This is a genomic window from Streptomyces changchenzhani (assembly GCF_039766235.1).
GTDB lineage: Bacteria > Actinomycetota > Actinomycetes > Streptomycetales > Streptomycetaceae > Streptomyces.
This window is the reverse complement of record NZ_JBDHNH010000002.1, coordinates 465,282-477,796: the sequence shown is the minus strand read 5'-3', so window position 1 is coordinate 477,796 and position 12,515 is coordinate 465,282. Positions and strand designations below refer to the sequence as shown.

Sequence of the window (12,515 nt, the reverse complement as noted above, 5' to 3'; positions counted from 1 at the left end):
GGCGGGCGCGGCGGGTCGAGCTGCGGGACACAGGAGCGAGGCTGGTGAGAGCCCTTTCAGCGGCGGCGCGCGCATACATTCTGGGGGCGCTGCTCGCGGCCACCTGCTGTGCGCTCCCCGCGTTGCGCCCCGACGCCGGTACGCCGTGGACCGCCGTCGCCCTGCTCTCCGCCCTGTACGCCGCGGGTGAACTGCTGGGCCGTCGGCCCTTCCTCGGCGGCGCCGTACGGATCGGCGCGGGCTCCTTCTTCCCCGTCCTGCTGGCCGCCGTCCTGCTGCTGCCACCCCCGGCCGCCGCGCTCGTCGCCGTGCCGGGCGCCCTCATCGGCCATGTCGAGCAGGGACCGCGTGCCGTGCGTCGCGCCTGGCGGGCGGCCCAGCTCGCGCTTGCCGCCCGCGCCGCGGCCGAGGTCTACACCCTCCTCGACGGCCGGGCCTCGCTCGGCGGAGCCGACAGCGGGTCGGGCGGGGCCGTCGCACCCGATTTCCCGTACGCGCTGCTGCCCGCCGGCGCGGCCGTCCTCGTCTTCTGCCTGGCCCTGGCCGCCCTCGACGGCGGCATCCTCGCCACCGCCGAACCCCTGCCCGTACGCACCGCCTGGCGCGGCCTGCTGCTGCGCTCCCTGGCCCCGCACTGTGTGCAGGGCCTCGCCGGGCTGATGATGGCCGTCCTGTGGCGCAGCCCGTACGGACCGCTCGCCGCGCTTCTCGTCCTGCTGCCCATGTACATCTCCTGCTGGGTCTTCGCGCAGTACCACCGTGAGCGCGCCGCCCACCAGGCCACCATCCGCGCCCTCGTGCAGGCCGTGGACATCAAGGACGAGTACACCCGCGGGCACAGTGAGCGGGTCGGCCAGGCGTCCGTGATGATCGCCCGTGAGCTGGCCATGGACGAGGAACGCGTCGAGGTCCTGCGCTTCGCCGGGATCCTGCACGACGTCGGCAAGCTCGGCGTCCCGACCCGCCTCCTGCGCAAGGACGGGCCGCTGACCCCCCAGGAGCGCCGCATCATCGAACTGCACCCCGAGTACGGGCACGAAATGGTCCGCGGCATCGGCTTCCTCGGGGAGGCGCGGTCCGCGATCCTGCACCATCACGAGCGGCTCGACGGGAGCGGTTACCCGTACGGGCTCAGCGGTCGCCAGATCCCCGAGTTCGCCCGGGTCGTCGCCGTCGCCGACGCCTTCGACGCGATGACGTCGACCCGCTCCTACCGACGGGCCAGGCCGGTCGGCAGGGCGGTGGAGGAACTCGGCCGGTGCGCCGGGACGCAGTTCGACCCCGAGATGGTGGCCGCGCTGATCCGGGCGCTCGACCGGCACGGCTGGCACCACTCGGTCACGGCGGACGAGCGCGACCCGGCCACCACCACCGGCGCCCCCGGGACGCCCCACGCCCCCGGGACACCCGGCACGCCGGGTGCGACCCGCACACCCGACCTCCGAGGAAACGTCCCGCCACCGCGCCCCGGCGCCCCGGCGACACATGCGGGCGGGCCCGGCGAGGCACCCGCCCCCGTCGCCGCCCCCGGTCCTCCCGCGCCCCCGGAGTCCGGCGCGTGAGCAGGGGCGCGCCACGCGCGCGCGTGGCGAAGCGGGGGCACGCGAGGCAGCAGAAGCCACCGTTCGCCGTGGGACTTGTGTACGCCGCAGCCATCGCGCTCACCCTGTGCGCCCTCGGCGACACCCTCTGGCACGGCGTCGCCCAGCCCGGCGTCGCCCTCGCCTTCGGGGTCCTCATCGCCGTCGGCGAATTCGCCCGCTGGGGCGCCCGCCGAGGCCCCTCGCCGCTGCCCGGCGAACGCGACCCCGCGCCGCTCGGCTCCGCCGGAGCCCTCGCCTACGCCCTGCTCGGGCAGAACGCCGGGCACGCCACCAGCCACGGCGTCCTCCAGATCGTCGCCGTCGTCGTGGCGGCCGCCCTCGCAGGCGCCGTACCGCACGTCGCATGCGGCCACGGGCCCACCCTCGACCACGTCGCCCGCCGCGTCCTCACCGTCGCCTTCGCTGCGGTCTGCTTCCAGCCGCTCTACAACTCCGGCACGCTGGGGCGCTGGGTCGGCCACGGGCCGTACTTCGCCCTCTTCCTGCTGCTCGTCCTCGTTCTCACCGCCCTGTGCGAAGCCGTGCTCGCCGCCACCATGGCCCGCGCGCGCACCGGCTATCCGTACGGCTCGCTGCTCCGCGACGAGCTGCGCGCCCTGATCGGCATCGGCTCCGCCGTCTGTGCCACCGGCGCCGTGATGGCGCTCGCCGTCGCCGTGGCCGGGCTGTGGGCGCTGCCCGTCTTCTGCGTACCGCTGCTGCTCACCCAGCTGTCCTTCCGGCGCTACGCCGAGGTGCGTACGACGTACCGCCAGACCATCACCTCGCTGGCCCGTGCCACCGAGATCGCCGGATACACCCCACCGGGCCATGCCCACCGGGTCGCCCAGCTCAGCCGCGCGGTCGGCCGCGAGCTCGGCCTGTCCGAGCCCGAGCTGACCGTCCTTGAGTACGCGGCCCTGATGCACGACATCGGCCAGCTCTCGCTCCTCGACCCGGTCCCCGCCGGGGCCACCGCCTGCCTGCCGCCCGCCGAGCAGCGCAGGATCGCCCTCCTCGGCGGGGCCGTCGTACGCCAGACCGGGGTGCGGGCCGAGGTCGCCGTGGTGGTGGAGCGGCAGGCCGACCCGTACCGGGAGCAGCCGCTTTCCGCCCGGATCGTCCGCGCCGTCAACGCGTACGACGATCTGTCGGGGGAAAGCGGGCCGGGTGAGAGCGGCAGCCGCCTCGGCGGCAGGCTGAGCGCCCTGGAGCACCTTCGGCTCGGTACCGGCCACGACTACCAGAGCGAGGTCGTGGAATCCCTTGCGCGTGTCCTGTCCCGCGGCGGTCTGACCCCGTCGTCACCTGGGTAACCCATGGGTAATGAGCGGCCCTCCGACAGGGCATGGTTGGATGCGAAGAAGAGCAAGAAATGGGTGTCCGGGGGCACGGGCCTTCAGCGACCGGCAGGCGGGAATCGTGAGGATCTTCGGGAAGGTACGGCATCGACCCTCCGCTTCGTGGCGGCAGGCCACCGACCGCGCGTTCACGCTGATCGGCGACGGTCGGTACGAGGACGCGGGGGCGCTGCTGACGCGCGCGGCGGACCTCGAACCCTGGCTGTCCGAGTCATGGTTCAACCTGGCACTGCTGCACAAGTTCCGGCACGACTGGGAGCAGGCGCGGTCGGCCGGACTGCGCGCCGTCGCCCTCCTCGACCGGGAGACCGGCGCCCCCGACTGGTGGAACGTCGGGATCGCGGCCACCGCCCTGCAGGACTGGCCGCTCGCCCGCCGCGCCTGGCAGGCGTACGGGCTGAAGGTGCCCGGTGAGCCCACCGAGAGCGGCGAGCCCGTGGGTATGGAGCTCGGCAGCGCCGCGGTCCGGCTCTCACCCGAGGGCGAGGCCGAAGTGGTGTGGGGACGCAGGCTCGACCCGGCGCGCATCGAGGTGCTGTCGATCCCGCTGCCTTCGTCCGGGCGGCGCTGGGGCGAGGTCGTCCTGCACGACGGCGTACCGCACGGCTCGCGCGTCACCTCCGCGGGCCCGTCCTTCCCCGTCTTCGACGAGATCGAGCTGTGGGCCCCCTCACCCGTCCCCACCTGGGTGGTTCTCCTGGAGGCCGCCACCGAGGCGGACCGGGACGCGCTGGAGAGGCTGGCGGCCGACGCGGGGTTCGCCGCCGAGGACTGGTCCTCGTCCGTACGGCTGTTGTGCCGAGCCTGCTCCGAATCGCAGATGCCCAGCGACGAGGGCGACGGCGAGCACCTGGACCCGCACGACCACAGCGAGCCGGGTCACCCCGGGCCGCTCGGTCACCGCACGTCGGGCGAGCTGTGGTTGCCGGAGCGCGAGTGCGGTCTGGCGGCGCCGGACGGGCTGGTCCGCGGGCTGCTCGACGGGTGGGTCGCGGACAGCCCCGACAGCCGTGAGTGGCGGGACCTCGAAGAGGTCTGCTGACGGCTGGCCTTAGGCTGTACGCGCAGCGGATTCTGGTATGCGGATTCGGATGCGGGTTTTTCGGTTTTTTGTGGGTTTTGAGGAAGGCGTACGGCGGACATGTCGCAGCAGGAGACGGACCAGCAGGTCGACGACGGGTTCGTCGTGGACACCGAAGAGACGGCCGAGCGCGAGGAGGCGTACCGCGAGCGCGGCACCGCCCGCCCCATCACCGTCGTCGGGCACCCGGTCCTCCACAAGGAGTGCAAGGACGTCACCGAGTTCGACGACAAGCTCGCCGCGCTGATCGACGACATGTTCGCCAGCCAGCGGGCGGCCGAGGGCGTCGGCCTGGCCGCGAACCAGATCGGTGTCGACCTCAAGGTCTTCGTCTACGACTGCCCGGACGACGAAGGCGAGCGTCACGTCGGTGTGGTCGTCAATCCGGTCCTCGAAGAGCTCCCGCAGGATCAGCGCCGGCTCGAAGAGGCCAACGAGGGCTGCCTGTCCGTCCCGACGGCGTACGCCGAGCTGGCCCGCCCCGACTACGCGGTGGTGCACGGCCGGGACGCCAAGGGCAACGCGATCAAGGTGCGCGGCACCGGCTACTTCGCCCGCTGCCTCCAGCACGAGACGGACCACCTGTACGGCTACCTGTACATCGACCGGCTCTCGAAGCGGGACCGCAAGGACGCACTGCGGCAGATGGAAGAGGGCACGGCGCGCTACCCGATCGTCGAGAACGCCTGACGGGTGACATGACCGACGAAGGCGTACGCAAGGGGCTCAGGCGGCCCGCATCGGCCCCCGGAAGGTACGCCGGTACGCGTTCGGGGTCGTGCCCAGTGAACGCATGAACTGGTGGCGCAGCGCGGCGGCGTTGCCGAAGCCCGTGCGGCCCGCGACGGCGTCCACCGTGTCGTCCGTGGCCTCCAGCAACTCCTGGGCCCGCAGCACCCGTTGGCGCAGCAGCCAGCGGTACGGCGTGGTCCCGGTCTCCTGGAGGAAGCGCCGCGCAAAGGTCCTCGGCGACATGTGGGCGCGCTCGGCCAGCTGCTCGACGGTCATCTCCACGTCCAGGTTCCGCTCCATCCAGGCCAGCACGTCACCCACCGTGTCGCACCGCGCGTGCGTCAGCGGACGCTCGATGTACTGCGCCTGCCCGCCGTCGCGGTGCGGCGGCACCACCATGCGGCGGGCGATGGTGTTGGCGATCTCGGGGCCGTGCTCCTGGCGTACGAGATGCAGGCAGGCGTCGATGCCCGCGGCGGTGCCGGCCGAGGTGATGATGGGCCCGTCGTCGATGTACAGCACATCGGGCTCGACCCGGGCCAGTGGATGGCGCCGGGCCAGCTCGTCGGTGTGCCGCCAGTGGGTGGTGCAGCGGCGCCCGTCCAGCAGCCCTGCCGCCCCGAGCACGAACGCTCCCGAGCACACGCTGAGCACCCGCGCCCCCCGGTCGACGGCCCGGCGCAGCGCGTCGAGCAGGGGCTCGGGGTAGACGCGGGCCTCGCAGTGCTGGTCGGCCGGGATGGCGATGAGGTCGGCGCTCTCCAGCCGGTCGAGGCCGTACGGCACGGAGATGGTGAAGGCGCCGGCCCGGGTGGGCAGCGGTCCCGGCTGCACGGCGCACACCGCGAAATCGTAGACCGGCAGCCCTTGATCGCTCCGGTCGATCCCGAAGACCTCGCACACCACGCCGAGCTCGAACGGATTGACTCCGTCGATCAGCGCCACGGCCACGTTTTTCAGCATGCTTCCAGTGTGCACCCGTCGTGGCAGTAATGCGAGGTTCCATGGCAGTCCTGCCACTGACATTTCTTCGCAGGGAGGGCCAGAGTGGAGGCATGGAAACAGTCGTGAACTACCTCGTGGTCCTCGCAATCTTCGTGCTCCTGACCCTTCCGTCCTTCATCGGCCATGCGAGGGAGCGCCGCATCGACCGTCAGCTCCGGCAGGCGGAACGCCCCGCCGGCGCTCCGGCGCCGACGGACCTGCGGACCGTTCCCGGCTCCGCCTCCCGGTCGCGGGCCGACTGGGAGCTGGCGGGAGGCGCCGCCGCTCGCAACGCCGAGTGACGGGCGTGAAACGCACACAGGGCTGCCCCCGGTTCGTACCGGAGGCAGCCCTGAAGCAGGTGGAACGCGGGGATTCTAGAAGTCGTCGTCGAAGCCGACCGAGCCCTCGACCGCGGTCTGGTACGCCGACGGGCGGCGCTCGAAGAAGTTCGTCAGCTCCTGCACACCCTGCAGCTCCATGAAGGAGAACGGGTTCTCCGAGCCGTACACCGGGGCCAGGCCCAGGCGCTGGAGGCGCTGGTCGGCGACGCACTGGAGGTACTCGCGCATCGACTCGGTGTTCATGCCCGGCAGACCCTCGCCGCACAGGTCCTGGCCGAACATGAGCTCCGCCTCGACGGCCTCCTTGATCATGTCGGTGATCTGCCGGCCCAGCTCGTCGTCGAAGAGGTCCGGCTCCTCCTTGCGCACGGTGTCGACGAACGCGAACGCGGCGTCCATGTGGCAGGTCTCGTCACGGAACACCCAGTTGGTGCCGGTCGCCAGGCCGTGCAGCAGACCCCGCGAACGGAACCAGTACACGTACGCGAAGGCGCCGTAGAAGAACAGCCCCTCGATGCAGGCCGCGAAGCAGATCAGGTTGAGCAGGAAGCGGCGGCGGTCCGACTTCGACTCCAGCCGGTCGATCTTCTCGACCGAGTCCATCCACTTGAAGCAGAACTGCGCCTTCTCGCGGATGGAGAGGATCTCCTCCACCGCGTCGAACGCGGCGGCCCGGTCGTCCGGGTCGGGCAGATAGGTGTCCAGGAGCGTCAGATAGAACTGGACGTGCACGGCCTCCTCGAAGAGCTGGCGGCTCAAGTACAGCCGCGCCTCGGGGGAGTTGATGTGCTTGTAGAGCGTCAGTACCAGGTTGTTGGAGACGATCGAGTCGCCCGTCGCGAAGAACGCGACCAGCCGGCCGATCATGTGCTGCTCACCGGGGGAGAGCTTCGCGAGGTCGCTGACGTCCGAGTGGAGGTCGACCTCCTCCACCGACCAGGTGTTCTTGATCGCGTCGCGGTAGCGCTCGTAGAAGTCCGGGTAGCGCATGGGCCGCAGGGTGAGTTCGAAGCCCGGGTCGAGGAGGTTCTTGGTCTTGGTCTCGGTCTCGGTGGTCATTACTGGCAGGCCTCGCAGGACTCGGGGTTTTCCAGGGAGCAGGCGATGGCGTCCTCGTCGGGAGCCGTCGCGGTGGTCACTTGCTGAACGGGGATGGGCGCGGCGGCCACGGTCGCACCGGCGCCGGCCGCCCGCGCGATGCGCGTCGCCGGGCGCGAGCGCAGGTAGTACGTCGTCTTCAGCCCCTTCTTCCAGGCGTACGCGTACATCGAGCTGAGCTTCCCGATGGTCGGCGTCTCCAGGAAGAGGTTCAGCGACTGGCTCTGGTCGAGGTACGGCGTACGGGCCGCGGCCATGTCGATCAGACCGCGCTGCGGGATCTCCCACGCCGTGCGGTACAGCTCCCGCACCTCGGCCGGGATCCAGCTGAAGCCCTGCACCGAACCGCTGGACTCGCGCAGCGCCTCGCGGGACTGCGCGTCCCAGACACCGAGCTTCTTGAGCTCCGCCACCAAGTAGGCGTTGACCTGGAGGAATTCACCGCTCAGCGTCTCGCGCTTGAAGAGGTTGGAGACCTGCGGCTCGATGCACTCGTACACGCCCGCGATCGACGCGATGGTGGCGGTCGGCGCGATCGCGAGGAGCAGGGAGTTGCGCATGCCGCTCTTCGCGATACGGGCGCGCAGCGCGTCCCACCGCTCCGGCCAGGTGACCTCGACGCCGTAGTGGTCGGGGTGCAGGACACCGCGCGCGGTGCGGGTCTTCTCCCAGGCGGGCAGCGGGCCGTTGCGCTCGGCCAGGGCGCAGGACGCCTCGTACGCCGCGAGCATGATCCGCTCGGCGATGCGGGTGGAGAGCGCCTGCGCCTCGGGGGAGCCGAACGGCAGCTTCAGCTTGAAGAAGACGTCCTGCAGACCCATCGCGCCCAGGCCCACCGGGCGCCACTTGGCGTTGGAGCGGCCGGCCTGCTCGGTCGGGTAGAAGTTGATGTCGACGACCCGGTCGAGGAAGGTCACGGCGGTGCGGACGGTTTCGTCGAGACGCTCCCAGTCCATCTCGCCCGAGGCCAGCACGAACGAACCGAGGTTCACCGAGCCGAGGTTGCACACGGCGGTCTCGCCGTCGTCCGTCACCTCCAGGATCTCGGTGCACAGGTTCGACGAGTGCACGACGGAGCCCGGCTCGGCGGTCTGGTTCGCCGTACGGTTCGACGCGTCCTTGAAGGTCATCCAGCCGTTGCCGGTCTGCGCGAGGGTGCGCATCATCCGGCCGTACAGCTGGCGCGCGGGGATCGTCGTACGGGCCAGCCCGTCCGCCTCGGCCTTGCGGTACGCCGCGTCGAACGCGTCGCCCCACAGGTCGACCAGCTCGGGCACGTCGACCGGCGAGAACAGCGACCAGTCGGTGTCCGCGTCGACCCGGCGCATGAACTCGTCGGGGATCCAGTGCGCGAGGTTCAGGTTGTGCGTACGCCGCGCCTCCTCGCCCGTGTTGTCGCGCAGCTCCAGGAACTCCTCGATGTCCGCGTGCCACGTCTCCAGGTAGACGCAGGCCGCGCCCTTGCGCCGGCCGCCCTGGTTGACGGCGGCGACCGAGGAGTCGAGGGTGCGCAGGAACGGGACGATGCCGTTGGAGTGCCCGTTGGTGCCGCGGATCAGCGAGCCGCGGGCGCGGATGCGCGAGTAGGAAAGGCCGATGCCGCCCGCGTGCTTGGAGAGGCGGGCGACCTCGTGGTAGCGGCCGTAGATCGAGTCGAGCTCGTCCAGCGGGGAGTCCAGCAGATAGCAGGAGGACATCTGCGGGTGGCGCGTACCGGAGTTGAAGAGCGTCGGCGAGGACGGCAGGTAGTCCAGGCGGCTCATCAGCCGGTACAGCGCGGCGACCTCGTCCAGGGCGCGGACCGAGTCGTCCTCGGCGAGGCCGGACGCCACCCGGAGCATGAAGTGCTGGGGGGTCTCGATCACCTGACGGGTGATCGGGTGGCGCAGCAGGTAGCGGCTGTAGACGGTCCGCAGGCCGAAGTAGCCGAAGCGGTCGTCGGCCGTCTTGTCGATCAGCGCGTCGAGCGTCGGGGCGTGCAGCGCCACGAAGTTCGCCGCACGGTCCGCGATCAGTCCCTCGCGGTGCCCGACGCCGACCGAGTCGGAGAAGGAGTGGACGCCCTGCGTCGCCGCCTCGTCCCGGATCGTGCGGGTCAGCAGCCGGGCCGCGAGGCGGGAGTACGCCGGGTCCTCGGAGATCAGGCCGGCGGCGGCGTCGGTGGCGAGCATGCGCAACTCGGCCGCGTCAGAACCGGCGTTCCGGCCGCGCAGCGCGGCCGCGGCGACTCTGCCGGGGTCGGTGTCGGGCAGATCGGCGGTGAGGTCCGTCAGGGTCCGCAGCAACTCTGTGCCGGGTCCTTCGGTCGTCACCGTGACAGAAGCCGGATCGACTGGCGCGATGGTCACGGGGTGCTCTCCCTCGCTCGGCTCGGGGCCGGCGGGGGAACGGGGCCGCACGGGCGCACCTCACCCCTGAAAGGGCGGCACACCGCGTTGCGTCCACCGGCCCAACCGCGAGGCCCGGACGTATCGGCATCCGGGTCGGTCGAACCGGATGCACCGTCGGCAGGTCTCGGACTCCTGGGTGCGCAAAAGCGCACCAATCACACCGTTGCGGGACAGTTCCGGATTCGCACCGGATTTCCCTGCGGCGACAGCGAGCACGAGCATACATGTGGGGGCCGGGGGATGCTGCACCCCCCAGATGTTGTGTCGCGGGTGTTGCGGCTTCGGATCTGCGTACGACAACGGGCCGCCGCATCCCGGAAGATGCGACGGCCCGTGCGATCACTGGGCGGAGGGCCTCAGCAGCAGCGGAAGCCCTCCCGGGGATCCGCCTCGCGTGCGTCCGTACGACTGTGTTCGAACTCCCGTCGGCTCATGACGGGGGCCTGTGGATCGCCGGATCTGGTGTGCGCCGCATACCGGTCGTAGGCGGATTCGCCGGTCAATTCGCGGACGTACCAGCGGATCCGGCCCGCAGTGCGGCGTACGTCGATACGGGTCATTCCCGGCTCCCCGATCCGACGGGCGCGGCGTCGTCCTTGCGCATGCCGCCCTCGGGGCCGAGGCCGGCCGCCACGAGCTCGGCCTTCTCCTCCTTGGTCGCGAGGAGCGAAGCGGGCGCGACGAGACGGGACTCGACGTACGGGGTCTCGCTGAGCTTGACGCTCGCGGGGTCGCGGACCGCCTTGACGCACGCCCGGGCCGCCTCGATGAGCACCACGATGATGAGGACGGCGAAGAACGCGGACAGCACGCCGTCGACCGTGGAGTTGGTGACGACTGTCTTCATCTGGTCGAGGGTCTTGGCGGGCGGAATGACCTCGCCCGCGTCGATGCCCGCCTGGTACTTGTCGCGCTGGGAGAAGAAGCCCACCTTCGGGTCGCCGGAGAAGATCTTCTGCCAGCTGGCGGTGAGGGTGACCGCGACGTCCCACAGGAGCGGCACGGCGGTGACCCAGGCCCACTTGAGCCGCCCGGACTTGACGAGCAGCGTGGTGCAGACGGCGAGAGCGACGGCGGCGAGCAGCTGGTTGGCGATGCCGAACAGCGGGAAGAGCTGGTTGATGCCGCCGAGCGGGTCGTGCACGCCGGCCCACAGGAAGTAGCCCCAGCCGCCCACCACGACCGCGCTGGCGAACCAGACCCCCGGCTTCCAGCTGACCTGGCGGAACGGCTTGTAGACGTTGCCGAGCATGTCCTGGAGCATGAAGCGCCCGACCCGGGTGCCCGCGTCCACCGTGGTGAGGATGAACAGCGCCTCGAACATGATGGCGAAGTGGTACCAGAACGCCTTCAATCCGGCGCCGCCGATCACCGCGGAGAAGATCTCCGACATGCCGAGCGCGAACGTCGGTGCGCCGCCGGTGCGCGAGAGCAGACTCTCTTCCTCGACGTCCTTGGCGGCCTGGGCCAGTGTCTGCGGGTCGATGGAGAAGCCGAGGTTGGTCACCGCTTCGGACGCGGCCTGGACGTTGTCACCGATCACACCGGCGGGCGAGTTGATCGCGAAGTACAGGCCGGGGTCGATGATGGAGGCGCAGATCATCGCCATGACCGCGACGAACGACTCGGTCAGCATGGCGCCGTAACCGATCACCCGGATCTGCGTCTCCTTCTGGATCATCTTCGGGGTGGTGCCCGAAGCGACCAGGGAGTGGAAGCCGGAGAGCGCGCCGCAGGCGATGGTGATGAAGACGAAGGGGAACATCGAACCGGCGAAGACGGGACCGTCGCCGCGGCTCGCGAAGTCGGTGACCGCGGGCATCTTCAGCGTCGGCAGGGTGATGAAGACGCCGATGGCGAGCAGGCCGATCGTGCCGACCTTCATGAAGGTCGACAGATAGTCGCGCGGGGCGAGCAGCAGCCACACCGGCAGGATCGAGGCCAGGAAGCCGTACGCGATCATCCACATGACCAGCGTGCCGGGCTCAAGGGTGAAGGTGTCGGCCCACGAGGACTCCGCGACCCAGCCGCCCGCGACGATCGCGAGCAGCAGCAGGGCGACTCCGATGACGGAGACCTCGCTGACCCGGCCGGGACGCAGTACGCGCAGGTAGACGCCCATGAAGAGGGCGATCGGGATCGTCATGGCGATGGAGAAGACGCCCCACGGCGAATGCGCGAGCGCGTTCACGATGACCAGGGCGAGCACCGCGAGCAGGATGATCATGATCGCGAAGACCGCTACCAGGGCGGCGGCGCCGCCGACCACACCGATCTCGTCCCGGGCGATCTGGCCGAGCGAACGGCCGTCGCGACGCGTGGAGAAGAACAGCGTCACCATGTCCTGGACGGCGCCGGCCACGATGACGCCGACGATGATCCAGATGGTGCCGGGGAGATAGCCCATCTGGGCGGCGAGCACCGGACCGACCAGCGGCCCCGCGCCGGCGATGGCCGCGAAGTGGTGACCGAAGAGGACCCGGCGGTCGGTGGGGTGGAAGTCGACGCCGTTGTTGAGCCGCTCGGCGGGCGTGGCCCGGGTCTTGTCGACCTTCAGGACCCGGTTGGCGATGAAGCGTGAGTAGAAGCGGTACCCGATGGCGTACGAGCCCAGAGCCGCGGCCAGCATCCAGGCCGCGGACACCTCTTCGCCGCGTGAGAGGGCGAGCATGACCCAGCCGGTCGCACCGACGAGGGCCACCACGGCCCATACGGCGATGGCCTTCGGGGTCAGTGCCCGTTGCCTTTGTGCTGGTGGTATCGAATCCGGCATGACGTTCCGTCCCCTCGCGCGATCTTTACCCGTAACGCGCACGCAATCTAAGCCGTGCATCCGCCGTCCGTAACCCCCGTCCGCATATCGGTACGGCATCGGGAGCCGGAGTGGGGCCGGGCATGGCTGTGCCGATCCTCTTGGAGCCTGTGGGGGATCGGAGGACCGG

10 protein-coding genes and 1 riboswitch are annotated in these 12,515 nt (G+C 70.7%); of the genes, 5 read left to right on the top strand and 5 right to left on the bottom strand.

Annotation, left to right across the window (positions count from 1 at the left end; all coding sequences use genetic code 11):
• Positions 1-44 precede the first annotated feature (44 nt).
• From ABCR94_RS10355 to def, 4 genes are all read left to right on the top strand, one after another.
• Positions 45-1,562 carry an HD-GYP domain-containing protein gene (locus ABCR94_RS10355; protein WP_347118911.1) on the top strand — a complete coding sequence of 506 codons (1,518 nt, stop codon included), beginning with the start codon at positions 45-47 and terminating at the stop codon, positions 1,560-1,562.
• Positions 1,563-1,630: 68 nt separating this feature from the next.
• Complete coding sequence (locus tag ABCR94_RS10350) at positions 1,631-2,899, top strand: HD-GYP domain-containing protein (protein ID WP_347118910.1); 1,269 nt, start codon at positions 1,631-1,633, stop codon at positions 2,897-2,899.
• A 106-nt stretch (positions 2,900-3,005) separates the two neighbouring features.
• On the top strand, positions 3,006-3,986 hold the full coding sequence (locus tag ABCR94_RS10345) for a tetratricopeptide repeat protein (RefSeq protein WP_347118909.1): 981 nt from the start codon (positions 3,006-3,008) through the stop codon (positions 3,984-3,986).
• Between the two features lie 99 nt (positions 3,987-4,085).
• Positions 4,086-4,715 carry a peptide deformylase gene (def, locus tag ABCR94_RS10340; RefSeq protein ID WP_347118908.1) on the top strand — a complete coding sequence of 210 codons (630 nt, stop codon included), beginning with the start codon at positions 4,086-4,088 and terminating at the stop codon, positions 4,713-4,715.
• A gap of 36 nt (positions 4,716-4,751) precedes the next feature.
• Here the strand turns inward: def and ABCR94_RS10335 are convergent, their stop codons facing one another.
• A complete protein-coding gene (locus tag ABCR94_RS10335; protein WP_347118907.1) occupies positions 4,752-5,720 on the bottom strand; it encodes a helix-turn-helix domain-containing protein in 969 nt (322 codons plus the stop codon).
• 92 nt (positions 5,721-5,812) lie between these two features.
• Between ABCR94_RS10335 and ABCR94_RS10330 the strand changes: the two genes are divergently transcribed.
• Entirely contained in the window at positions 5,813-6,043 is a 231-nt protein-coding gene (locus ABCR94_RS10330; protein ID WP_347118906.1) for a hypothetical protein, read from the top strand.
• 75 nt (positions 6,044-6,118) lie between these two features.
• Here the strand turns inward: ABCR94_RS10330 and ABCR94_RS10325 are convergent, their stop codons facing one another.
• The 4 genes from ABCR94_RS10325 to ABCR94_RS10310 all read right to left on the bottom strand — a co-directional run bounded on the left by ABCR94_RS10325 (position 6,119) and on the right by ABCR94_RS10310 (position 12,346).
• A complete protein-coding gene (locus tag ABCR94_RS10325; RefSeq protein ID WP_347118905.1) occupies positions 6,119-7,144 on the bottom strand; it encodes a ribonucleotide-diphosphate reductase subunit beta in 1,026 nt (341 codons plus the stop codon).
• Positions 7,144-9,531, bottom strand: coding sequence for a ribonucleoside-diphosphate reductase subunit alpha (locus ABCR94_RS10320; protein ID WP_347118904.1), 2,388 nt, complete (start codon positions 9,529-9,531; stop codon positions 7,144-7,146). Before ABCR94_RS10320 ends, ABCR94_RS10325 begins: the two co-directional genes overlap by 1 nt.
• 141 nt (positions 9,532-9,672) lie before the next feature.
• A riboswitch (cobalamin riboswitch) is annotated at positions 9,673-9,795 on the bottom strand.
• Between the two features lie 134 nt (positions 9,796-9,929).
• Positions 9,930-10,133: a YbdD/YjiX family protein gene (locus ABCR94_RS10315; RefSeq protein ID WP_347118903.1), complete on the bottom strand. Its 204-nt coding sequence runs from the start codon at positions 10,131-10,133 to the stop codon at positions 9,930-9,932.
• On the bottom strand, positions 10,130-12,346 hold the full coding sequence (locus ABCR94_RS10310) for a carbon starvation CstA family protein (RefSeq protein ID WP_347118902.1): 2,217 nt from the start codon (positions 12,344-12,346) through the stop codon (positions 10,130-10,132). Before ABCR94_RS10310 ends, ABCR94_RS10315 begins: the two co-directional genes overlap by 4 nt.
• Positions 12,347-12,515 lie beyond the last annotated feature (169 nt).

Excerpts from the sequence above, each read along its gene's own strand:
- def (WP_347118908.1), top strand. The coding sequence starts at position 4,086 with ATGTCGCAGCAGGAGACGGACCAGCAGGTCGACGACGGGTTCGTCGTG.
- ABCR94_RS10335 (WP_347118907.1), bottom strand. The coding sequence starts at position 5,720 with ATGCTGAAAAACGTGGCCGTGGCGCTGATCGACGGAGTCAATCCGTTC.
- ABCR94_RS10330 (WP_347118906.1), top strand. The coding sequence starts at position 5,813 with ATGGAAACAGTCGTGAACTACCTCGTGGTCCTCGCAATCTTCGTGCTC.
- ABCR94_RS10325 (WP_347118905.1), bottom strand. The coding sequence starts at position 7,144 with ATGACCACCGAGACCGAGACCAAGACCAAGAACCTCCTCGACCCGGGC.
- ABCR94_RS10315 (WP_347118903.1), bottom strand. The coding sequence starts at position 10,133 with ATGACCCGTATCGACGTACGCCGCACTGCGGGCCGGATCCGCTGGTAC.
- ABCR94_RS10310 (WP_347118902.1), bottom strand. The coding sequence starts at position 12,346 with ATGCCGGATTCGATACCACCAGCACAAAGGCAACGGGCACTGACCCCG.